Source organism: Streptomyces sp. NBC_01017 (assembly GCF_045162795.1).
In the GTDB taxonomy this organism is placed as follows: Bacteria; Actinomycetota; Actinomycetes; order Streptomycetales; family Streptomycetaceae; genus Streptomyces; species Streptomyces machairae.
The window spans coordinates 10,183,299-10,206,192 of sequence record NZ_CP108683.1 but is presented as its reverse complement, the minus strand read 5'-3'; the positions used below and the strand labels follow the sequence as shown (position 1 = coordinate 10,206,192).

The window sequence follows — 22,894 nt, the reverse complement described above, 5'->3', positions numbered from 1 at the left end:
CAGGCTCATCAGTCGGCCCGGCCCACCCGTCGGCCGGGCCGTTAGGGTCGCTGCCATCAGCCCCGTACCCATCCGCCATCGACCCACGGAGCGCCCATGACCAGCCTCATCAGCTCACCCTCCGCCCCGGTGGCACCGGCCGAGGCCATCACCCCGCTGGTCCGCGGGGTGGTCGTACTGCGGACGCTGACCGAGGCAGGCGGCACACTGAGCCTTCGCGACCTCTCGTACTCCACCGGGCTGGCCCGGTCCACGGTGGACCGGATCGCGGCAACGCTGGCCCACATGGGATACGTACGGCTCGACGGCCGTGACGTGACGGTCCTGCCCGGCGTGATGGAACTGGGCAACGCCTATCTCGACGCCATACACATCCCCAAGGTCCTCGGCCCGCACGTGCGCGAACTCGCCGACCAGCTCGACGAGTCGGTGTCACTGACCGTTCCGGACGGCACCGGCCTGCGGATGATCCACCAGGTCAAACACCGCCGGGCGAGAATCTTCAGCTTCGGCATCGGAGACCTGCTGCCGGTGGAACGGGCCGCGCCCGGGGCGCTGATGGCAGCCGACTGGTCCCCCGAGACCTGGGCCGAGTGGCACGCGGAACCTGCCCTGCCGACGATCCACGGATTCCCGGCCGAACCTCCCGGAGGCGATCCGCGGGCACTCTTCTCCCCGGACGTCTGCACCGAGGCCGCGCAGCGTGGCTGGGCCGAGGACGACCAGCGGATCGCCGGGGGTCTGCTCGCGCTCGGCGTCGCCGTACGCGACCCGTGCGGACGCCGGGTCTGCGGCGTCAGCGTGGTCAGCCACACCAGTCGGCACACCATGGCCTCTCTGCGTGACGCCACCCTGCCCGGGCTTCAGCGAACGGTGGCGCGGATGGAGGAGGCCCTGCGCCGCATCCCCGTCCCCAGGTCGGAACCGCCGGTCGGGACAGCGACCTGGACCGGTACGTCGAAACAGGTCATCGGGCGGGAGTTCGTCGAGTCGCTGGCCCGCGGCCTCGCTGCAATCACAGCCTTCGGCTCGGGCCACGAGTCCCTGTCGACCACCGGCGTGGCCGAGGCGACGGGGTTGCCCCGGGCCACGGCCCGGCGCGTACTGATCACGCTGGAACACCTCGGCTACGTTGTCGCCGAAGACCGCCGATACCGGCTCACCCCCCGGGTCCTGGAGCTGGGTTTCCCACCGATGTCCCGCACCTCCCTCGCCCAGCTCACCGAGCCCCACATCGGCGCCCTGGCAGCCCGAGTGCAGGATTCCGCCTCCATGGCGGTGCTGGAGGGCAGCGACATCCGGTACACCGCTCGCGTCCCCGCGTACCGCGTCATGAGTGTCAACATCACCGTGGGCACCCGGTTTCCCGCCTACGCCACCTCTATGGGACGCGTGCTCCTCGCCGGGCTGCCGGTTGCCGAGCGCCGGGATGTCCTGGATCGCGTCGGCCCGTTGGAGCAACTGACGGGCCGTACGGTCACCGATCGCGGACGGCTGGAGGGGCTGCTGGACCAGGTGGCTGAGCAGGGTTACGCGCTGAACGAAGGTGAACTGGACGAGGGGCTGCGCTCGATCGCCGTACCCGTGCACGACCGCGACCGGAAGGTGGTGGCAGCCGTCAACGTCGCGATGCACAACAGCCGCCGCACCCCGGAAGAGTGCACCACCGACCTCCTCCCCCACCTCCGTGCCACGGCGGCCCGCATCGAGACGGAGTTCGCGACGGCAACACGCTTCGTGAAGATCCCAGTGATCTGATCACCGACCGGCAGCCGTGCTTGCAACCACCCCCCATGACGACCAGTTGACGAGCTTGCCCCACTCCTCCGTCTCACCTCGCCCGGTAATTCCTGGCGGGGTGGCAGGAGCGCGCTGGATGATGGAGCGGTGCAACTCCCCTACGTCTACCGCGTGACCAAGTTCGACCCCGCCGACCGTGACGAACACGGGCATTACATCGGCACCGAGGACACCGTCAGCGATCACGGCGAGGTCGAGGCGGCCTATCTCCAGGCGGTCGCGGCCTTCGCCAGGTCCACCGGCGTCGACCACCTGGCCGTACGTGAACCGCAGGTGCCCTCCCTCACGCACTTCGGCCTGGAGCCCCCGGTGGACGGCTTCGGGCTGGACGGACTCTTCCCCGCCGACCCGACCGGCTTTCACGACGGAGCTCAGGTACCGCTCGAAGTCGCGCTGGAGCTCGTGCGTGTCATGTTGCGCGACGAAGGCGCCTCGTGCCGGCTGGAGGTGGAAGGCGCGTTCGCGGTCCACGTGGGATGGGACCAGTACCTCTACATCAGCAGCGTCCAACCCTGCGAGCAGGCAGTGGCCCGAACCCGCGCGTTGGGGCTGTTCCCGGAACGCTTGGACTCCTCTCCCTACGAGATGGACACCGATGGCGAAGGGATCCAGCGGCCTGGTGACGACGACTTCTGGGCCTGTCTGCGCTGGGCAGTCGCCTCATGCCGTGCAGGGCTCCTGGAAGAGACACACCTTGAGGGCGCCTCAAGGTGGCACCGTCTAACGCGCGACACTATGGACACGGTGCGCGCCGGGATCGCTCCCCGCGCCCGCTTGGCCGTGTGGCCAGACCTGTCCTCCGATATCGACGCGGTCCTGGGTGCCCTACCGGCCGAGGGCCTCGTCGAAGGTGTCTGGCAGGACAGTGATGGCCGGATCCACAGCGCCCTCGCTGACGAGGATGCCTTCCCGGAGTTGGCCGCTCGGATTTCCAGCGCCGCCGCGGCAGCGCTCCTGCCCGTATACGCCGATGAGTGTGCGCCCCTGTTCACCGCCGTCATGCCTGACAGCGACGGGGTGGTCCGAGCGCGATGGCGGACCGAGCCGACGCCGAGCGACCGGAACTGGGCATTCCTCAAGACCCTTCACCGAGGCGAAATCGTCACCGGCACGGTCACTCATATCGCGAGCTTCGGCGTCACCTTCGTGGACATCGGCGGGTTCATCGCGATCATCAATATCCCCGAACTGTCATGGCGCCGCATCGACCATCCCTCCGACATCGTCACCGTTGGTCAGGAAATCAGCGCCGAGATTCTCGATGTCGACCCCATCGGCGAACGCGTATCGCTCTCCCTCAAGGCTTTGCAGGAAGATCCGATGGCGCTGCTGATCGGACAGATCGGCCAGACGATCACCGGTCGTGTCACCAGACTCGTACCCTTCGGCGTATTCGTACGCATCGAGGAGGCGGAGGACGGCTTCGAGGGGCTGGTTCACAACTCCGAACTCACCGGCCGCAATCCGGACGCCCCTCAACTCGGCATCCAGGCCGGTGACACTCTCCTGGTAAAGGTCCTGGACATCGACACTGTCAGCCGCCAGATCACGCTCTCCCACAGGCGAGCTGCAGCAGTGGGCACGGAACCCTGATGGGACGACCTCATGGATGGCGTTCGGCGTGGAGATCAGGAAGGCTCGCGCGCATGGTCTCGATGTTGCAGAACGTGGCGATTGACTGTGCGGATGCCTACGAGCTGGCTCGGTTCTGGAGCGGTGTGACAGGACGTCCGCTGCATCCGGAGGACAAACCCGGTGACCGGGAGACTCAGGTGCTGCTGGCGGAGGGCCCGGTGCTGCACTTCAATCAGGTGCCCGAGGCCAAGACGATCAAGAACCGGATCCATCTGTGTCTGCGCCCTGAGACGTCGCGCGATGAGGAGGTGGGCCGACTGCTGGACCTCGGTGCCGCCTTTGTCGCCGATCACCGGAATCCCGATGGTTCGGGCTGGGCAATCCTTGCTGATCCCGAAGGCAACGAATTCTGCGTGCTGCGCAGCGAGTCCGATCGGGCGACCATGAATTCCTGACGCGGACGGCGAGCCTGTCATACCTGACGGCCAGTGGCCGGGCCGGCATGACAGGCTCGGGGTCGTCCGGGGCCTTACGGTCGGTGGGAAAGCCCGGTCCGTGGGTGCGGCCGGGGCTGAGCCAGGCCAGGAGTTGGGCGGCGCCCGACTGCCGGTGGATCCAGTCGACGGCGCCGCCCTTGCAGACGGTACGGCCGTCGTTCAATCCTTTCGGGACAACCCCAGGCCTGGCCAGTCAGCCGGTCGGTCCGTCAGGCGCAGCAGCGCAGCATCTCCAGCGGCGGGTAGGCGAGGAGGTCAGCCCAGAAATCCTCGCCGAACTCACGGATGCCCGCGTCGGCCACCTGCACTGGAACCCACTCCACCTCACTGAATCCGGCCGCCCGCAGACAGTGCTCGTAGACCTCGCGGCGCGGTGCCGTGGCCACGATGCTGACGGGCTGCGGGTCGAGGAGAGCCGTGACCCGCACCCCCGGACCCGTCTCCCTTTCCTCGCCGGTCGGTTCGCAGCGGAACCCGTACTTCTCCAGCGAGGGACAGTCGAACCGGTAGTCGGGCTTCTGCGCGAACACGAAGAACTCTCCACCCGGCACCAGGCTCCGGTGGATGTTGCGGCACATCCGCTCCATCGCCGCGATGTCCTCGGCATAGTTGAGGCACTGCACTCCCACCGCGATGTCGAAGCGCCGCTCGAAAGGCCGCAGTTCAGCCACGTCACCGACCTCGTAACGCACACCCAGCGGGTCACGCTGCTCGAACTCCCGCGCGGCGGCGATCATCTCGACGGAGATGTCGACACCGAGCACATCCGTGGCGCCGCGCCGCTTGAACTCCCTGCTGTAGAAACCGGTGCCGCACGCAAGGTCAAGGATCGACCTGCCGCTCACTTCCCCGACCAATCCCAGAAAGCTCGGCACTTCCCCATAGCGCGTCAACGGCAGGGACTTGAACCCCTCGAATGCCTCGCCGATCTCGTCGTACTGCTGCACACTCACGGCTGCGCTCCCCTGTTCGTCGTCCTGTACACGGCCGCGCCGGCCCACCCGATCCACAGGCTTGCCGGGTCGCGGTCGTGACAGACAGTCTCGTGCGCGGCTGCTCGGCTGCCGTACAGACCGATGACACAAAGAAGTCAGCCCGTGACCGGGCAAACACCGGACACTCCTCCAGCAGACAGGCCCAGCGCGCCGGGGTTCGACTACAGGCTCAGTACCGCGTCAGGTTGTTGAACAGGGCCCGTGGCGGCAGACGCCGCCGGCGTCATCGGGCCGAACCCGAGTGTGCCCGCCATGGTCGGTGTCACGGCCGTCGTGGTGGCCCGGCGGCGCCCACCGGCGGTAGTCGCCAGGCTGGCGGCTGTCAGTCGGCGGATACGGTTCACGTCATCGCCCTTCGATGGGTTCCAGTGCCCGCCCGGCTGTTCAGTAAGCCGCTCCCTCACCCTGAACAACCCGCGGCGCACCGAGAAGACGCGGCGCCGCAGGAACGGCCCTGTCAACCTGGCTCGGCGGATCCACCCGCGGTGCTGTGGTGCCGGTCCGCCAAGGCGGTGATGCCTCCCGTTGCTGAGCAGGCCGAGCGAGTCTCCACGTACGCCTTGGCGACCGCAGGCCTCAGCGGCGGCGCTCCTCAGGCCACGGTCGGAACCTCCGTCGTCCCCACTCCTGTGCCTGCTCCGTCATGCGACGGCGCAACCAGATCATCCACAGGCCCAGCGGCGTCGCCACGAGCGCACCCAGCAAGGCATGGCCCCAGCCGACTCCCGTACCTCCGAACCGGATCACCACGGCCAGCAGCGCAAAGAACACCAGGACAAAACCTGCATACTTCACCCTCTTCGGCATGCGGTCCCGGGTACCCCCGAAGCGGGTGCGTACGACACCCCGAGGGAGACCACTTCGCCGTTCTCGAAGTCCGAGCGAATCCTTCCGAGTACCTCGGATCCCGTCGAACATGCCTCCAGGAAGGGCGGGTTTCCGTCCAGCCGGAACCTCTGCGTCAGGCTTTTGTTGTCGCCTGGCAACTGAGCTAATCTTCACGGGATTTTCTCATCCGGTCGAGACCTGTGAACAGCGGAAACCGGACGGTGAGGGGGCCTTCACAGGCCCGGCGCGGTTCCGAGTCCTCGGGGTGAGGGCTCTTGGGGAGCGGAACGAGGGTGCCCATGACCAGCAAGATGATCGAGGCCGTCGACGGACCCCCGGGCGAGCAGGAGCTGCGGCAGCTGCTGGCCGGACTGACCGCCGTACGGGACGGTGACTTCGGCACCCGGCTGCCGTCCGACGGCGAGGGTCTCCTGGGCGACATCGCCACGGTCTTCAACGGCATGGTGGACCAGCTGTCCGTGTTCACGTCGGAAGTGACGCGAGTGGCGCGGGAGGTGGGTACCGAAGGCACGCTGGGCGGCCAGGCAGAGGTGCCGGGCGTCTCGGGGACCTGGGCCGATCTGACCGACTCGGTCAACGCCATGGCGGGCAATCTGACCACGCAGGTGCGTGACATCGCGCAGGTGGCGACCGCGGTGGCCAAGGGCGACCTGTCGCAGAAGGTCGACGTCCCCGCACGCGGCGAGATCCTGGAGCTGAAGGAGACCGTCAACACGATGGTCGACCAGCTCTCCGCCTTCGCCGACGAAGTCACCCGCGTCGCCCGCGAGGTCGGCAGCGAGGGACGCCTCGGCGGACAGGCCCGGGTGCCCGGTGTCGGTGGTGTGTGGCGCGACCTCACCGATTCGGTCAACTTCATGGCCGGTAACCTCACTTCCCAGGTCCGCAATATCGCCCAGGTGACGACCGCGGTCGCGCAGGGCGACCTGTCGCAGAAGATCACCGTGGACGCCCGCGGCGAGATCCTCCAGCTGAAGAACACCATCAACACGATGGTCGACCAGCTCTCCGCCTTCGGCGACGAAGTCACCCGCGTCGCCCGCGAAGTCGGTACCGAGGGACGCCTCGGCGGACAGGCGGACGTCAAGGGCGTGAAGGGCACCTGGCGCGACCTCACGGACTCCGTGAACTTCATGGCGGGCAACCTGACCGCGCAGGTCCGCAACGTCGCCCAGGTGGCCACTGCCGTCGCGAAGGGCGATCTCTCCCAGAAGATCACCGTGGACGCCCGCGGCGAGATCCTGGAGCTCAAGACCACCATCAACACGATGGTCGACCAGCTCTCCGCCTTCGCCGACGAAGTCACCCGCGTCGCGCGCGAAGTGGGCACGGAGGGCAATCTGGGCGGCCAGGCGACCGTCCGAGGGGTGTCGGGGACGTGGAAGGACCTCACGGACAACGTCAATGTGATGGCGTCCAACCTGACCGGCCAGGTCCGCTCGATCGCCAAGGTCGCCACGGCCGTCGCGCGCGGCGACCTCTCTCAGAAGATCACGGTGGAGGCCAAGGGCGAGGTCGCTGCCCTGGCGGACGTCATCAACACGATGGTCGACACGCTCTCCGCGTTCGCGGACGAGGTCACGCGTGTCGCCCGCGAAGTCGGTACCGAGGGACGCCTCGGGGGTCAGGCGCACGTGCCGAACGTGGCGGGCACGTGGAAGGACCTCACCGACAACGTCAACTCCATGGCCAACAACCTGACCGGACAGGTCCGCAACATCGCCCTGGTCACGACCGCGGTGGCCAACGGTGATCTGTCGAAGAAGATCGACGTGGACGCCCGCGGCGAGATCCTGGAGCTCAAGACCACCATCAACACGATGGTCGACCAGCTGTCGTCGTTCGCCGCCGAGGTCACCCGCGTGGCCCGTGAGGTCGGCAGCGAGGGGCGGCTCGGCGGACAGGCGGAGGTGGAGGGGGTCGAGGGCACCTGGAAACGGCTGACGGAGAACGTCAACGAACTGGCCGGGAACCTCACCCGCCAGGTCCGTGCGATCGCCGAGGTCGCGAGCGCCGTCGCCGAGGGCGACCTGACCCGCTCCATCACGGTGGAGGCATCGGGCGAAGTCGCCGAGCTCAAGGACAACATCAACTCCATGGTGGGGTCCCTGCGTGAGACCACACGGGCCAACCAGGAGCAGGACTGGCTCAAGACCCACCTCGCCCGGATCTCCGCACTGATGCAGGGCCACCGCGACCTGCCCGTCGTCGCCGAGCTCGTCATGGACGAACTCGCGCCACTGGTCTCGGCGCAGTACGGCGCCTTCTACCTCGCCGAGGACACCGAGCGTGGCTCCGACCTGCGGCTCGTGGGCTCGTACGGCTATCCCGACGACACCGGCCGGCCCGAGCGCATCCGCGTCGGGCGCTCCCTGGTCGGGCAGGCCGCACGCAACCACCGTCCCATCAGCGTGGAGGAACTGCCGCCGGGCTATGTGACGATCTCCTCCAGTCTCGGGCAGGCCGTGCCCAGCGCCCTGGTGGTCCTGCCCATCGTCGTCGAGGACCAGGTGCTCGGTGTCATCGAGCTGGCGTCCCTCGCTCGCTTCACCCAGATCCACCAGGACTTCCTCGCCCAGCTGATGCCGACCATCGGCGTCAGCCTCAACACCATCGTGGCCAACGCCCGCACGGACGAGCTGCTGGACGAGTCCCAGCGGCTGACTGCCGAACTCCAGGCGCGGTCCGAGGAGTTGCAGGTCCAGCAGGACGAACTCCAGCGCTCCAACGAGGAACTGGAGGAGAAAGCGTCCCTGCTGGCCTCGCAGAACCGCGACATCGAGGCCAAGAACCTGCAGATCGAGCAGGCGCGACAGGAACTGGAGACCCGTGCGCAGGAGCTGGCGCTGGCGTCGAAGTACAAGTCGGAGTTCCTGGCGAACATGAGCCACGAGCTTCGTACGCCGCTCAACAGCCTGCTGATCCTGGCTCAGTTGCTGGCGCAGAACCCATCGCGCAACCTCACCCCGAAGCAGGTCGAGTACGCGGGCATCATCCACTCGGCGGGCTCGGACCTGTTGCAGCTGATCAACGACATCCTCGACCTGTCGAAGGTCGAGGCCGGCAAGATGGACGTCGCCCCCGAGCGCATCCCGCTGCGCCGGCTCCTGGAGTACGTCGAGGCGACGTTCCGGCCGATGACGACGCAGAAGAGCCTGGCCTTCACGGTGGCGACCGCGCCGGGCACCCCGGCCGATCTGCTCACCGACGGATCCCGGTTGCGTCAGATCCTGCGCAACCTGCTGTCGAACGCGGTGAAGTTCACCGAACAGGGCGGCGTCGAGCTGCGTATCGAACCCGCAGCGGACCGGGAGGTGCCCGTGGGCGTCCTGCGCGGCGCCCCCGTGGCGGCCTTCCGGGTGAAGGACACCGGCATCGGCATCCCGCAGCAGCAGCTGGAGACGATCTTCGGGGCGTTCCAGCAGGCGGACGGCACGACCAGCCGCAAGTACGGCGGCACCGGCCTCGGCCTGTCGATCACCCGGGAGATCGCCCATCTGCTCGGCGGCGCCGTCACGGTCGACAGTACGCCGGGCCAGGGCAGCACCTTCACTCTCTACCTTCCGGTGACGCGGGCCGACTTCGAGGATCTGCTCGACGGCGGCGGACTCGGGGCGGACCAGCCGCATGCCAACCCCGCCGAGCTTCTGCCGGCCTCCCCGTCGGAGGCCGCTGCCATCAAGGCTCCCGAGCAGCGCAGGCGCCGCCTGCTCGTCGTCGAGGGCCGTCCTCGCGGGCTGCTGACCCTGGTCGCCGAGCGCGCGGTGGCGGACATCGCCACCGACCCCCACAACCCGCTCGGGGCGATCGACGTGATCACGGCGGTCGGGGCGCAGGAAGCGGCGAGCACCCTGGCCGCCGAACCCTGCCACTGCGTCGTGCTGGAGCTCGACATGCCCGACGACGAGGGCGCCCGTCTGCTGCAGGCCATGGAGGGGGACTCGGCGCTGGCCAGCGTGCCGGTGCTCGTGCACACCGGTCATCACGTGGACCTGGCGCAGGAGCAGCTGTTGCGCTCCCGCGCGGACGGCCGCCCGCTGGACTTCCTGTCCAGCCTGGACGATCTGCGCGAACGCATCACCCTGCACCTGTCCGCCGAGGAACCGGGGGACGTGCTGTCGCTGGTACGCGTCGAGGAACCCCAGCGACCGATCGCGCAGGTCGTCGACAAGGCCTTCGTCGGCAGCACGGTGCTCGTGGTCGACGACGACGCGCGCAACCTCTTCGCACTCAGCGGGGCGCTGGAGCTCCACGGCTTCCGCGTCCTGCACGCCGACAACGGCCGCAAGGGCATCGAGACACTCCTCGCCCATACGGACATCTCGCTGGTCCTGATGGACGTGATGATGCCGGAGATGGACGGTTACGCCGCCACCGCGGAGATCCGCGCGATGCCCCGGTACGCGAACCTGCCCATCATCACGGTCACCGCGAAGGCCATGCCCGGGGACCAGGAGAAGAGTCTCGCGTCCGGCGCGAACGACTACGTCACCAAGCCTGTCGACACCAACGAGCTCATCGGCCGCGTCCAGCACTGGCTGTCCATGTGACGGGCTGTCATGCCGCCGCCCGAACCAGCCGCCCACCCGGCGTCCCTGGACGTCCGAGCCGAGGAACAGGTCAACCGTGACCCATCCCCACCAGCCGGCAGAGCCCGAATCCGCCCGTGTTCCGGCGGGCAGGCCACCCGCCGGAACACCGAACCCCTCCCCCGTCGGCAGGCTCGCGGCGACCGTGGATCGGTTGCGCCGGGAGGTACGGGCGGCCCAGGCGGAGGCGGACGGGCGTGCCCTGATCGAGCTGGCCAAGGGCATCCTCGTCGAGCGGCTCCGGTGCGGGCCGGCACAGGCGGCCCGGCAGCTCGCCGAGCTGACCGAGCAGGCGGGCATGACACCGCTCGAATTCGCGGTCGAGGTCATCAACCAGGCCTCGCGTGACCGGCTTTCCGAAGTGACCTCCGCCTTCCTCGCGGCCACGGCGGGCGGCGCCGAGGTCACCGGCGCGCCGAGGAGCGGCTCCTCCGCCGTACGGCTACGGGCCGCCGAGAGCGGTGCGCTGGCCGCCCGCGACGCCCAAGCCGTGGCCGACTCACTGATGGAGCACGCGCTGAGGCCCCTCGGCGCGGAGGCGGTGGCCATCTGGGCGCTGGGCGGCGACGGGTCGCTCACGTTGGCGGGCAGCGCGGGATTCTCGCTCGCGGAGGCGGGGCGCTGGCGATATGTGCCGCCCGGTGTGGCGACCGTGGCGCGCCGTGGGCTCGGTGAGCGAACGGGCCAGTGGATCGGTTGTCTGTCGGAGACCGGGCTGCCCTCCATCGGCGGGCATCACCACCCGGACGGCGGCCGGGTCGCCCTGCCTGCGGGCACCGGCGGCCGGATCCACGGCGTACTGGAGATCGTCTGGCCCGCACCGCTCGAACCTCAGCCGCCGCAGATCGTCCGTCAGGTCGAGGCCCTGGCCGAGCTGTGTGCGCACACCCTGGAGACCTCCGCCCCGCACCACCCCGACGGCGCCGCGCGGCCCGCCGTCCTGCCGGACGTCGCCGAGCTGACGGACCTGGCCGACGGCCTCCACGACCCTGCTCTGGTGCTCGTCCCCCGGCTGGACGCCGCCGGGGAACTCGTCGACTTCCACATCCACCATGTCAACAGCCGCTTCCTGGACCCGACGGGCCGGCCGCGGGGTGTCGTCAACGGCTCCCTGCTGCTGGAGGCGTACCCGATGGTCGCCGGGGAGAGCGAGCTGTTCGAGCAGATCGAGCGGGTCTACGCCACGGGCGAGCCGTTCCGCGCCCAGCGTATGCGGCTCACGTCACTGGTCGACGAGGTCCCGCTGGCGGCGGTCGCCGACATCAACATCAGCCGGCATGGCGGCAGCGTCCTGCTCCTGTGGCGCATAGAGGACGAAACGGCGCGGTTGGCGAGCCTGCTGCAGCACGCTCAGCGCCTGGGCCGCATCGGCGGCTTCGAGGAGAACCTCCTCACCGGCGAGATCACCTGGAACGTTCAGCTCTACAGCCTCTACGGCAAGCCCGCAGCGAGCGGTCCGATTCCGTTGGAGGACCTGCCCGCTCATGCCCACCCCGACGACGCGGTCGCCATCGGCAGATTTCTGCGCACCCTGCTGCACCGCCGCCGTCCCGCGTCCACGGCCTTCCGGCTCCAGCGGCCGGACGGGGTGACTCGGCACATCCGCGTGGTCGCCGAGCCGGAACTCGACTCCGACGGCCGGCTGTTCGTCGTACGGGGCGCCTACCAGGACATCTCCGCCCACCACTGGACGGAGGTCGCGCTCGCCGCCACGCGTGACCAGCTCGCCCACACCGAGCAGCAGGCCATCGAACGCGCTCGGCTCACCCTCCAGTTGCAGCACGCGATCATGCCCCCGGAGCAGGCCCCGCTGGAGGCCCCCGGCCTGCGCGTGGCCGTGCGCTACCGGCCCGCGGAGACCCAGCAGCTCGTCGGCGGTGACTGGTACGACGCGGTCGTGCTGCCGTCCCGGCTGGTGCTGCTGTGCGTGGGAGACGTCGCCGGGCACGGGACCGAGGCGGCCACCAGCATGGTCGTCCTGCGCAACGCGCTGCGCGGACTCGCCGTGACGGGTGCCGGACCGGCCCAGTTGCTGGCCTGGCTCAACATGGTGGCCCACCACCTGACGGGCGCCGTCACCGCCACGGCGGTCTGCGGCCTGTACGACCCCGAGCGCCGTACGCTGCGCTGGGCCAGGGCCGGTCATCTGCCGCCGGTACTGGTGCGCGGCAGCGAGGCGACGCCGCTTCCCCTGGTGAAGGGCATGCTGCTCGGTGCCGTACCCGAAGCGGCGTACCAGGAACACGAGGTCCAACTGGCCGTCGACGACACGCTGTTGATGTACACGGACGGTCTGATCGAACGCCGTGACCGTACCGTGGAGGAATCGCTGGCCCAGCTGCTTGCGGCTGCCCGCACGGTCCCGCCCACGCTCGAACAGCAGCTGGACCGTCTGCTCACCTACAGCAGGTCCGACACGGACGACGACACCTGCATCGTGGGCGTCCGGGTGGACTGAGCCATGAGCAGTCTGTCGCAGCGGAGGGATCACTGAGCGTGCCTGGTCAGGGCATCATTCGTACAAACCTCCTGAACACCGGATAGGCGGTGTGAGAGTGGAAACCCGGGGCGAAGACCCTTGGAGACCTGCGGAGGGAGTTCGAGATGAGCCAGGTCAGGACGAGTCCGTCGGATCTGCCTTTCCCGTTGCGGGTCGTCGGTTCCGGGCTCCGGCGCCTGCCCGGCGCCGAGCAGGTGAGCAAGGTCGCCGGCAGTGCCCTGGACCGGATCGGGGCGGTTTCTCCTCGTGGCCGCCGGATCGCGGTCTACACCGGAGCCGGAGTACTCGGCGTGGCCGGGGTGGTGGAGTGGCCCCTGGCCGTGACCGGCGCCGCTGTCGCGTGGCTGACCCAGCCGCGTCCGCCACACGGCGGGCAGGGCGAGGCGGCCGAGGACGGCAGGGCCCCGAACGCCGAGGCCGGTGCGGCACAGGAGGGCAGGCAGGGCCGTGCGGCCGACTCCGGCCATATCCCCTTGGACGCCGACGACGCCCGTCCGGAGCCCCACGGTCCCGGCAACACGCTGGCTTCCTCCCACTTCCACCAGGACCGTCCTGCGGGCCCCGTGCACGACGAGCCCGCCAAGGTCGGGGACCCGGCCACGGCATCGGGGCTCAAGCGGGTCGCGGAGGCCTCCGCCCACCACGACGAACCGGGCTTCTCCGACGAGCGTTCCTGAGGAGGCCGGCGGGGCGGCCGGGCAGGCGCTGTCACCCTCTGTCGTCAGTGGTGCGTTTCGTGCCGCAGGACGAGCAGGGCGATGTCGTCGGTGCGCTGTGCGGTGGTGGCGGCCTTCCTCAGCAGCGTGTCGATGAGGCCGTCCAGGTCTCGGTCGTCGGCGGCGGCGAGATGGTGTGCGAGCTGGGTGATGGAGTCGTCGAGGTCGGTGCCCGGTGTTTCGACGAGGCCGTCGGTGTAGAAGGCGAGCAGCGTCCCGGCGGTGAGCGGGATCTTTGTCACGGGGAAGTCGGCGTCGGGGTCGATGCCGAGGAGGGGCCCCGGCGGGACGGCGACGGGTCGTGTGTCCCCGTCGGGGCGGCGCAGCAGGGGTGGCGGGTGGCCGGCGCTGGCGAGGGTCACGCGTCCGCGGGCGAAGTCGAGGTGGGCGTAGAGGCAGCTGGTGAACAGGTCGGGGGCGAGGTCGGTGAGGACCCGGTTGATCCGGTGGAGGACCTGGTCGGGAGGCGTGCCGAGGGTCGCGTGGGCGTGCACACCGGTGCGTACCTGACCCATCAGGGCGGCGGCTGCGACGTTGTGGCCCTGGACGTCGCCGATGACGGCCGCGGCCGCGGTGTCGCCGAGCCGGATCAGATCGTAGAAGTCCCCGCCGATCTCCATGCCGCGCGTGGCGGGCAGGTAGCGGGCGGCGACGCGCAGGCCGGCGATGGCGGGCAGGCTGCGCGGGAGCAGCGCCTGCTGGAGGCCGTGGGCGAGCTCGTGTTTGATGTCGTACAGGCGGGCGCGGTCGAAGGCCTGGGCGATGAGTCCGGCCAGGGAGGTCATGACGGCCCGTTCCTCGGCGGGGAAGTCGTGAGGGCTGTCGTAGGACAGGATGCACACACCGACGGGCCTGCCGGAGATGATCAGTGGCAGGAACGCCCAGGCCTGTTTGCCGCTGATCAGGGGTGCCTCGGGGTATTCGCGCCGCATCTCGTCCACGGTGGCGAAGAACGCGGGGATGCCGCTGCTGAGCACCTTGCCGGCCGGGGTGAAGGACGTGTCGAGGGGGAGGCCGTCGAGCCGCCTGATGGTGTCGGCGGGGTAGCCGCGGTGACCGGTGATACGGAGCCGGCCGGCGTCAGCCGTGGACATGACCAGGCCCTGGGCGCCGTAGGCGGGCATGATCTGGTCGGCGACCAGGTCGACGACGTCCTGGACGCCGACGACCTCGGTCAGCGCGGCGGCGAGGTGGGTGAGTTGGTACAGCTGTCCGCCGCGGGCCGGCGTGGCGGTGCGCATGGACCGGCGGGGCGCCGGTGAGGGCGGCGCGGGCCCGCCGGTGGGAACGATGCGGACACTGATGCCGCTGGCGTCCGGGTAAAGGTGTATGTCCAGCCATTGGTCCGGCGGCCGGCACGCGGTGAAGGAAACGGGTTCCCGGCTGATCAGCGCGGCGCGGTAGCCGTCCTCGTAGGCGGGGTCGTCGAGCCAGCGAAGGGACTGCCAGGGCCGTGTGCCCAGCAGACGGCCGGCCTCGCAGCCCAGCAGTTCACAGGCACCGGAGCTGACGTAGGTGAAGCGCCCTTCCAGGTCCAGGGCGCAGCTTCCGCCGGGCAGGCGCTCGACGAAGTCGGCGACGGCCGGATCGGTGCTCACGATTCGGCGACCGGTGCCGACGGGGACGACGCGTGGCTGTTCGCGGTGGGCTGGGGATCCGGGCTTCTCGGCGGCCTCCTCCAGCAGCCGGGCCAGCCGTCGGCAGCTGGACGTGATGTTGCCTCGCTCCCGTTGGGTCATGTACGGCGGGCGCGTGGCCGGCCACATCAGCAGCAGGGACCCCAGCGGCCGTACGCCGGTGACCGGCGCGGCGACCAGCGCCAGCGGGTACGGGAGCACCACCGCGGTGCGCGGGTAGGAGCGGACCATCTCGTCCTGGCTGCCGACCCACACCAGGCGGTCCTCACGGACGGCGTCGGCCACGGGTGCCGGGGAGGCGAGCGGAACCCTGGCCCACGGTGCGGCGAACTCGATCGGCACCCCGCACAGGACGTCCAGACACAGCAGCCGCTGGTCCGGTGCGAGCAGGTACAGCGCGCCGATGGACGCGCCGGTTCGGCGCACCGTTTCCGCGAACGCGGCATCCGGTGCATCGTCGTCCGGGGCCGGATCACCCGTACCGGTCATGCCGACTGCTCCCCTCGGGGCGCGGCATTCGGACGTCGCACGTAGCCGTGCTAGCCCATATGAGGACGCTACGCCCATGCGGGGCCGTCTGTCCCGCCCGTTTCCTGTGACCCTGTGTGGGGGACTCGCCTGCTGTGGTGGCGCCGCGGCTGCGTTTCGACGGCTGGATCGCCGGTCTGGGCACGTCCTCCGGAACGCGGATCGTGCTCGGACGCTGGCAGCGGTCGCCGTTCGGGCGGTTCAGCGACGTGATGCTGGAGCGGGCCGACGGGGAACGGTTCCTGTTGGCGCCCACACCGGAGACGGCCGGCTTCATCAGCGGCACCTACACCTTCGACGCCGTACGCGTCACCCCGGTGGACGTACGCGTGGCCGACGGCACCTGGACCGTCGCGGCGGGGCCTCTCGACCTGTGTTTCACCACCGGCCGACGAGGGCCGCTGGGGCTCTTGTTGTGCGCCGTACCCGGTTTCCTCGCCCGCCGTCCGGGATGGAGCGCGCTGACGGACCGGCCTGCCGGTGTGCTGCTGCCCGGCGTGCGGACACGGGGCAGTGCCGGTGCGGGCCGCCGCGAGTGGTACGGCGCACGGGATCTGCGGCCGGTCTCCGCTGCGTCGGCCGCATGGGAGGGTCAGGACCTCGGTGAGCTGGCGCCCGTCGAACCGCCGGTGCGCTTCGGGTTCGGTTCTGTGCCGGCCAGGCCCGCCGTCACACGGGTCACGACCACGGTGGAGCTGGGCCCCGCATGAGGCCGGTTCACAAGTGGAGGTGGCCTTCCAGCCAGTCCGCCGCGGCCCGGCGGAACAGTCGCCGGTTGTCCGCGCGCAGGAAGTCGTGGCCCTCGTCGCGCAGAGTCAGCAGTTCGGCTTCGATGCCGCGTTCCTGCGCGGCGCGTACGAACTGCCGGGACTCCCCCGGCGGCACATTGGTGTCGTGTTCGCCGTGGACGGCGAGCAGCGGGACCCGCAGTGCGTCGATGCGGCTCATGGGCGACAGGGTGCGCAGGAGCTCGCGGTCGCGGTCCGGGTGGCCGTACTTGTGAGCGGCCGATTCCGCGATCCAGGGCTCCGTGCCGGCGAAGAAGGTGAGGAAGTCCGACATGCCGCAGACCGCGACCGCGGTGCGGAACAGATCGGGGTGCCATACGACTGAGGCGAAGGTCAGATAGCCGCCGTACGAGCGGCCCATGACCGCCAGCCGCGTCGGATCGGCGGGGCCTGCCATGACCGCGTGGCCCGCGCAGTCGGCGACGTCGTCGAACGCCGCGAAGCGCCCTGCTCCCAGGTCGGCGTCGACGAACGACCGGCCGTGGCCCAGGGAGCCTCGGACGTCGGGGGCGAAGACGTCCAGGCCGCGCCCGACCAGCTCGTGGTAGAGCGGGTTGAACACCGGCCGTTCCTGTTCTTCGGGACCGCCGTGAAGGTGGATCACGCAGGGCGCCGGTTCGTCCGGGGCCCGGCCCGGCGCCCGGTAGTACCAACCGCTCAGGGGCAGCCCGTCCCTCGCCGTGAGACGCAGCGGGACGGGGCGTACCGGAGGGCGGCCCGGCGGGACGGCGTCCTCGTCCTTGGAGGACCAGGGAGTGCGCTGCATGGACACGCCCTCGTGGGCCCGCCAGAGGCCCGGTCGGCGTTGCGAGCCGGACAGCGCCAGGAGCAGGCCCCCGGCGCCGGCGGCGGTCACGCGGGTGGCGACCTCGTGAGGCAGGGGGACGGGCCGTGCCGGGCCCGTGTCGTCGGGGGGCTGTCGGGTCGGGTGGGTCTCGACGAGTTCCAGTTCGGTCGCGCCCTGGACGTTCCATGCCAGCGCGGCCGTGCGGCCGTCTTGCGCCAGTGTCAGGAGTTCGAGGTCGACGCCCTCGCGTTCCGCCGCGAGGGACACACCGCGTGAGCCGCCGTCGGCATCCAGTGCGACCGCGAGGAGCGCCGCGTACTCCCGGTCGGCGTTGCTGCGCAGCCACAGTGTCCGCCCGTCGGGAGAGAACCGGCCGATCCAAGGGTCGCCGTCGGCGACCGGCATGGCGAAGGTGCTCTCCGAGTCGGCGGTGCGTCGGACGACCGCCTCCCTGCGTCCGCGCGGTCCGCGGCGCAGCAGTGCGAGGCTGCCGTCTCGGCTGAGATCGCACACGCGGAGGGAGGCGGCGTGGGTCTCCGTGGTGAGCAGGGCGGGGGAAGCCAGGCCGTCGGGATCGATCAGGTAGACGGAGAGGCCCCCGTCGGGACGTACCGTGGGCGCCGCCGGAGTCCGCAGATCACTTGCCGTTCGGCTCGGTTGCTCCCCTGGTGCCCCGTCGTACGCGGCTGGGCCGAGGAGTGTCGCGCGACGGTCGCGGTCCGCCCAGTCGGGGGGCGGACCGATGCCGTCGGGGCGGCCGTCGGCAAGGTCCGGGTCCCTCACGGCGGTCCCCGTGATGATCCCGTACTGCTGGGTGGCCGGGGCCGCGAACGTGACGGCGACGGACGAGCCGTCGTGGGCCCAGCAGCCCAGATAGGCGGAACTGGCCGGATCGGCCCCTGCCAGGAGGCGCCGGCCGGTGCCGTCGGGCCGCACGCACAGGACCCGGGTGTGCTCTCCGCCGCCCGGCGCGGTGGTGTACGCGATCCACTGTCCGTTCGGTGACCAGGACACCTCTTTCACAGGGTCCGGTGAGGAGTCGAGCAGCCGCACGTCGTCACTGTCGACGGAGCCGGCCCACAGCTGGGGGACGCCGCCTCGGTCGCAGATGAACGCCACCTCGGTGCCGTCGGCGTTGGCCGAGGGGTACCAGCAGCCGTGGGCGCGCAGCCGGGTCACGGCGTCACGGGGGCCGCCTGCCTCGGGCAACGGGAGGGGCGCGGGAGCGGCGGCGCGGGCCGCACCGTACAGGTCCCCCGTCCGGCTGTCCGGGGGTTCCACGGTGGCCGAAGTGAGTGGCCCGGCTCCCGCGAACGCGGGTGCCGGGCCGTGCGCCACCCGCATGCCCCCGGCGTCGGTCACTTGATTCCGTGGGTCTGCAGCCATATCTCCAGCAAAGCAATCTGCCACAGGGCGTTCGCACCCCGATGGGTCCGGTGCTCGTCGGGCGCCGCGAGGAGCTCGGTCACGTACGACTCCTGGAACAGGCCGCGTTGCTTCGCCTCCGGCGCCTGGAGCGCTTCACGTACGCGTTCCAGGACGGGGCCCGCCATGTGCCGGATGGCCGGCACGGGGAAGTAGCCCTTGGGCCGGTCGACGACCTCGCGAGGCAGGAGCTTGCGGCCCGCCTCCTTCAGCACACCCTTGCCGCCGTCGGCCAGTTTCAGCTCCGGCGGGCAGGCCGCCGCCAGCTCGACCAGCTCGTGGTCGAGGAACGGAACCCGTGCCTCCAGGCCCCAGGCCATGGTCATGTTGTCGACCCGCTTCACGGGGTCGTCGACGAGCATGACGTGGGTGTCGAGCCGAAGAGCCGCGTCGAGCGCGGTCTCCGCCCCCGGGACCGCCATGTGGCTGCGGACGAAGCTGCCCGATACGTCGTCGCGCGGCAGCATGTCCGGTTGCAGGACCCTGGCGAGGTCGGCATGCGGCCGGTCGAAGTAGGTCTCGGCGTACCGCTCCGGTTCGTCCTCGCGGGAGACCTCCGCCAGCTGCGGGTACCAGTGGTAGCCGGCGAAGACCTCGTCGGCTCCCTGGCCGCTCTGCACGACCTTGACCTCCTTGGAGACCTGCTCGGACAGCAGGTAGAAGGCGACCACGTCGTGGCTGATCATCGGCTCGCTCATGGCCGCGACCGCCCCGTCCAGAGCCATCGACACCCGGTCGGAGGGAACCATCAGCTGTCGGTGGTCGGTCCCGAACTCGCGGGCGACCAAATCCGAGTACTCGAACTCGTCGCCCTTCTCGCCGCCCTCCGTCTCGAACCCGACGCTGAACGTCATCAGGTCGTGCCGGCCCTCGTCGGCCAGCAACGCGACGATCAGACTGGAGTCGAGGCCGCCGGAGAGCAGGACACCGACCTCCACGTCGGACACCATCCTGCGGCGCACGGCCGTGCGCAGCGCGTCCAGCACCGCGTCACGCCATTCGTCCGCACCCATGCCGGCGAACTCGGGCCGGCGTGTGTACGACGGCTGCCAGTAGCAGTGATCCCGATGAGTGCCGTCCGGTTCGACGACCCGCACGGTGGCGGGCGGGAGCTTGTGCACCCCGTTGAGGACGGTGCGCGGCGCCGCGACGGTGGCGTGCCAGCTCAGGTACTGGTGGACGGCGACCGGATCGAGCGAGGTGTCCACGTCTCCGCCGGCGAGGAGAGCGGGCAGCGTCGAGGCGAACCGCAGCCGGTCCGGTGTCCGCGCCAGGTACAGGGGCTTGATGCCGAGCCGGTCCCGGGCGAGGACGACACGGCCGGTCCGGTGCTCGACGAGCGCGAAGGCGAACATGCCGAGGAAGTGCTCGACGCAGGCGGTGCCCCACTGCTGGTAGGCCTTGAGCACGACCTCCGTGTCCGACGTCGACTCGAATCGGTGCCCGAGGCCGCGCAGCTCTTCGCGCAGCTCAGGGTGGTTGTACACGCAGCCGTTGAAGACGCCGGTGACCTGACCGCGGGGGTCGGTCATCGGCTGGGCTCCCCGGTCCGAGAGGTCGATGATCTTCAGTCGCCGGTGTCCCAGTGCGACCGGACCCCGCGCCCAGGTGCCCTGCCCGTCGGGTCCACGGGCGGCGAGCCGGTCGGCCATGCGTTCGACGGCCGCCTCGTCGGCTCGCCTGCCGTCGAAGCGGACCTCTCCGGTCAGACCGCACATGACGTCCCGCCTCCCTTCCTCGCGTCGACGTCGGCGCGCCTGCACGGGGGTGCCGGTGCACGGGCGCCGGTCAGGAGGGTCTGGGCGGTGCTGCGAGACATCACGAGACCTTTCTGCGCGGGGATGAGAACTTCGCCGTGGCCGCCGGGCGGCCACTGGCGGGCCGGCGGCCGATGCCGTCCGCTGCCCCGGGGGCTATGGCGGAGGTGGGCCGCCCGGGACGACGGAGGAGGCTGAGCCGTCCTGGACGACGGCACGGGCGGGGCGGCGGTCGGACAGTGGCGGCCTGCGGCGGCCGTGTTCGCCGCGGGTCTCGGCGATCAGCATGTCTACGCAGCCCAGCAGGTCCTCGTCCTGTGCCGCACGGCGCATCCGCCGGGCAGCGCTTCCGTTCGCGAGGGCCGACTCGGTGAGCTCCCGGACGGTGTGCCAGTCCCCGTGGGCTTCCAGCGCGGGCCGCAGCCGGACGAGCAGCTTGCGCACCACCGTGTGCGCGGGTGCCTCCTCGTGGGTCTCGGGGTCCACCAGCGTCCCTTCGAGTCCCGACCGGGCGGCACGCCATGACGCACCCCGGAGCCACTCGTGCCGCCTGGCGCACCCGGGGGCATCGCCTCGGCCGATGCGTTCGCGGGCCTCGGTCACCAGGGCACGGAACAGTCCGGCGATGAGCACGACGGTCTCGGGGCGCGGACAGGCATCACATGTGCGCAGTTCCAGCGTGGGCAGATGGGCCGACGGGCGGACGTCGTAGTAGATCATCCCCGCGTCGCTGATGATCCCGGCGCGCACGAAGTCCTCCACGGCAGCGTCGTACTCGGCCGCGTTCGGGAAGCAGCCGACCGGCCCCGCGGTGGGCCAGCGCTGCCAAAGCAGGGTGCGCCAGCTCGCGTACCCCGTGTCGGCGGCCTGCCAGAACGGCGAACTGGCGGAGAGGGCCAGCAGCACCGGCAGCCAGGGCGAGACCTCGCACATGGCCCGTACGGCGGTGTCGCGGTCGGGCACGTCCACATGAACCTGGGCGCCGCAGATGAGCTGCTCGTCGGCGACCTTGCGGTACTCCTCGGTCATGTGGCGGTAGCGTGCCCCGGCTGTGGTGTGGGCCGAGGCCGCGGGCGCCAGTGGGGCCGTGCCGGCGGCCACCACGGCCAGCCCCAACGAGGAGGCTGCCGCGTCGAGCCGCCGTCTCAGGCCCGTGAGGTCGGCGTAGAGGTCGTGCAGGGACGTGTGCACTGAGCTGTTGGACTCCACCGTGCACTGATGCAGTTCGGTGGTGTAGGTCCGTCCCGGAAGCCGTCGCAGGATCGCGTCGGCTCGCGGCACGAGCATTCCGCTCTCCACCTCCAGGACGTGAAACTCTTCCTCCACTCCGATGCGCATGCTCACGTTCACTCCTACGAATCCCGGCGCCTGCCGCAAGGGAGGGGGCGACCCGACCCCGGGCGGTGGGGCGGCTTGTGGTGTGCTCTGAGTTCCCAGTCCCCCGGGACGTAAGCCCTGCCGCCTGCGCGTTTGAGATGCAGCTCGCGCAAACGAGCGTAAGTGAGGGAACCCGTGAGCGCTCGGGCAGCCGGAAACCCCGGCCCCGGCTTCGCCGCCGAATGCCGTGCTCGCCCGCTCACGCTACGCGATCAGGTCCACCGCCATCGCGATCAGCCCGATCGCCACCAGCACCACCACCAGCATGATCAGGACAATCGGCATGGGGCCCCAGCCCCTGCGCAGCTCGGACTGCGGATAGGAGATGGCGGACGTGGTGTCATCCTCGGCGGGCGGGGTCTCACCGGGTGGTACGCCCCTCCTTCTGGGGTCGTGTCCTGGGGTTGGTGTGGGCTCGCGATCAGGGTTCGTCATGGCGCGCCCTCCTCTCGGTTGCGTGTCGGCCATGGGGCGTTGCCGGTTCACTGGTTGGGGCGCGCAGCGCTGATGTCGCCGAGGGCCGAGCCGGGATCACGTTCCATAGCCAGGTCGGCGAGGGCGACGATGCCCACCGGGCGGCTTTCTCGGTCGACGACAGGCACACGCCGGACGGAATGCTCGCGCATCACCTGCACCGCGAGAATCAGGTCGTCGTCGGGCCCGACCGTGACCAGGTCCTCGCTGCACGCCTGGGCGACGGTCGTACGGTCCGGGTCGCCGCCCTCGGCCATCGCGCGTACCACCAGGTCACGGTCGCTGACCAGCCCGCGCAGCCGCTCACCCTCGGTGACCAGTACGGCGCCGATGTCCTCGTCGCGCATCATCCGGGCCACCGCCTGCACCGAGGCCTGTGGTTCCACGGTCATCGGGTCGGTCGTCATGACGTCGCGGACATGCTGAGTCATGGGAACGTCACTCCGCGAAGTTGGGGCGATGCTGTTCACCGCCGTGCAGCCTCCGAGTACCCGTGGAGGACCCGGCTGCCACGTTCACGCCGGCGCTCATCAGCTGCCGCGGACGCAGCGCGTGCACCGACCGATCAGGTGCTGTGACCCGGATCACCGCAACGTGGTC

Annotated in this window: 15 protein-coding genes; 7 read left to right on the top strand and 8 right to left on the bottom strand. The window is 70.3% G+C overall.

Annotated features, from left to right (window positions below; all coding sequences use genetic code 11):
- The first annotated feature begins 96 nt into the window (after positions 1–96).
- The 3 genes from OG331_RS46595 (at position 97) to OG331_RS46585 (ending at position 3,830) form a co-directional block, all read left to right on the top strand.
- Positions 97–1,758 (top strand): IclR family transcriptional regulator C-terminal domain-containing protein, encoded by a 1,662-nt coding sequence (locus OG331_RS46595; protein WP_406209098.1) that lies wholly within the window; start codon positions 97–99, stop codon positions 1,756–1,758.
- Between the two features lie 153 nt (positions 1,759–1,911).
- On the top strand, positions 1,912–3,393 hold the full coding sequence (locus tag OG331_RS46590) for a S1 RNA-binding domain-containing protein (RefSeq protein ID WP_406209095.1): 1,482 nt from the start codon (positions 1,912–1,914) through the stop codon (positions 3,391–3,393).
- Between the two features lie 53 nt (positions 3,394–3,446).
- Positions 3,447–3,830 (top strand): VOC family protein, encoded by a 384-nt coding sequence (locus OG331_RS46585; protein ID WP_406209092.1) that lies wholly within the window; start codon positions 3,447–3,449, stop codon positions 3,828–3,830.
- A 251-nt stretch (positions 3,831–4,081) separates the two neighbouring features.
- Here the strand turns inward: OG331_RS46585 and OG331_RS46580 are convergent, their stop codons facing one another.
- Together OG331_RS46580 and OG331_RS46575 are read right to left on the bottom strand one after the other, a co-directional pair.
- Positions 4,082–4,825 carry a class I SAM-dependent methyltransferase gene (locus OG331_RS46580; protein WP_406209089.1) on the bottom strand — a complete coding sequence of 248 codons (744 nt, stop codon included), beginning with the start codon at positions 4,823–4,825 and terminating at the stop codon, positions 4,082–4,084.
- A 618-nt stretch (positions 4,826–5,443) separates the two neighbouring features.
- Complete coding sequence (locus tag OG331_RS46575; RefSeq protein WP_406209087.1) at positions 5,444–5,674, bottom strand: hypothetical protein; 231 nt, start codon at positions 5,672–5,674, stop codon at positions 5,444–5,446.
- A 320-nt stretch (positions 5,675–5,994) separates the two neighbouring features.
- Here OG331_RS46575 and OG331_RS46570 point away from each other — a divergent pair, with 320 nt between their 5' ends.
- From OG331_RS46570 to OG331_RS46560, 3 genes are all read left to right on the top strand, one after another.
- On the top strand, positions 5,995–10,266 hold the full coding sequence (locus tag OG331_RS46570; protein ID WP_406209084.1) for a HAMP domain-containing protein: 4,272 nt from the start codon (positions 5,995–5,997) through the stop codon (positions 10,264–10,266).
- A gap of 76 nt (positions 10,267–10,342) precedes the next feature.
- A complete protein-coding gene (locus OG331_RS46565; RefSeq protein ID WP_406209081.1) occupies positions 10,343–12,763 on the top strand; it encodes a SpoIIE family protein phosphatase in 2,421 nt (806 codons plus the stop codon).
- 146 nt (positions 12,764–12,909) lie between these two features.
- On the top strand, positions 12,910–13,482 hold the full coding sequence (locus tag OG331_RS46560) for a hypothetical protein (protein WP_406209078.1): 573 nt from the start codon (positions 12,910–12,912) through the stop codon (positions 13,480–13,482).
- A 44-nt stretch (positions 13,483–13,526) separates the two neighbouring features.
- Here OG331_RS46560 and OG331_RS46555 read toward each other — a convergent pair whose 3' ends face one another.
- Positions 13,527–15,647 (bottom strand): SpoIIE family protein phosphatase, encoded by a 2,121-nt coding sequence (locus OG331_RS46555; RefSeq protein WP_406209075.1) that lies wholly within the window; start codon positions 15,645–15,647, stop codon positions 13,527–13,529.
- Positions 15,648–15,763: 116 nt separating this feature from the next.
- Between OG331_RS46555 and OG331_RS46550 the strand changes: the two genes are divergently transcribed.
- A complete protein-coding gene (locus tag OG331_RS46550; RefSeq protein WP_406209072.1) occupies positions 15,764–16,396 on the top strand; it encodes a hypothetical protein in 633 nt (210 codons plus the stop codon).
- Between the two features lie 7 nt (positions 16,397–16,403).
- Here OG331_RS46550 and OG331_RS46545 read toward each other — a convergent pair whose 3' ends face one another.
- From OG331_RS46545 to OG331_RS46525, 5 genes are all read right to left on the bottom strand, one after another.
- Entirely contained in the window at positions 16,404–18,647 is a 2,244-nt protein-coding gene (locus OG331_RS46545; RefSeq protein WP_406209069.1) for a S9 family peptidase, read from the bottom strand.
- Positions 18,620–20,404 carry an N-acetylglutaminylglutamine amidotransferase gene (locus OG331_RS46540; protein WP_406209066.1) on the bottom strand — a complete coding sequence of 595 codons (1,785 nt, stop codon included), beginning with the start codon at positions 20,402–20,404 and terminating at the stop codon, positions 18,620–18,622. The genes OG331_RS46545 and OG331_RS46540 overlap by 28 nt, the downstream gene beginning before the upstream one ends.
- Positions 20,405–20,599: 195 nt before the next feature.
- Positions 20,600–21,781 (bottom strand): glutamate--cysteine ligase, encoded by a 1,182-nt coding sequence (locus OG331_RS46535; RefSeq protein WP_406210790.1) that lies wholly within the window; start codon positions 21,779–21,781, stop codon positions 20,600–20,602.
- A gap of 243 nt (positions 21,782–22,024) precedes the next feature.
- Complete coding sequence (locus OG331_RS46530; protein WP_406209064.1) at positions 22,025–22,255, bottom strand: DUF6480 family protein; 231 nt, start codon at positions 22,253–22,255, stop codon at positions 22,025–22,027.
- A 47-nt stretch (positions 22,256–22,302) separates the two neighbouring features.
- Positions 22,303–22,725 (bottom strand): CBS domain-containing protein, encoded by a 423-nt coding sequence (locus OG331_RS46525; protein WP_406209061.1) that lies wholly within the window; start codon positions 22,723–22,725, stop codon positions 22,303–22,305.
- Positions 22,726–22,894 lie beyond the last annotated feature (169 nt).

Coding starts and splice junctions, on each gene's coding strand:
- OG331_RS46595 (WP_406209098.1), top strand. CDS start 97: ATGACCAGCCTCATCAGCTCACCCTCCGCCCCGGTGGCACCGGCCGAG.
- OG331_RS46585 (WP_406209092.1), top strand. CDS start 3,447: ATGGTCTCGATGTTGCAGAACGTGGCGATTGACTGTGCGGATGCCTAC.
- OG331_RS46575 (WP_406209087.1), bottom strand. CDS start 5,674: ATGCCGAAGAGGGTGAAGTATGCAGGTTTTGTCCTGGTGTTCTTTGCG.
- OG331_RS46570 (WP_406209084.1), top strand. CDS start 5,995: ATGACCAGCAAGATGATCGAGGCCGTCGACGGACCCCCGGGCGAGCAG.
- OG331_RS46560 (WP_406209078.1), top strand. CDS start 12,910: ATGAGCCAGGTCAGGACGAGTCCGTCGGATCTGCCTTTCCCGTTGCGG.
- OG331_RS46555 (WP_406209075.1), bottom strand. CDS start 15,647: ATGACCGGTACGGGTGATCCGGCCCCGGACGACGATGCACCGGATGCC.
- OG331_RS46545 (WP_406209069.1), bottom strand. CDS start 18,647: ATGGCTGCAGACCCACGGAATCAAGTGACCGACGCCGGGGGCATGCGG.
- OG331_RS46540 (WP_406209066.1), bottom strand. CDS start 20,404: ATGTGCGGTCTGACCGGAGAGGTCCGCTTCGACGGCAGGCGAGCCGAC.
- OG331_RS46535 (WP_406210790.1), bottom strand. CDS start 21,781: ATGCGCATCGGAGTGGAGGAAGAGTTTCACGTCCTGGAGGTGGAGAGC.
- OG331_RS46530 (WP_406209064.1), bottom strand. CDS start 22,255: ATGACGAACCCTGATCGCGAGCCCACACCAACCCCAGGACACGACCCC.
- OG331_RS46525 (WP_406209061.1), bottom strand. CDS start 22,725: ATGACTCAGCATGTCCGCGACGTCATGACGACCGACCCGATGACCGTG.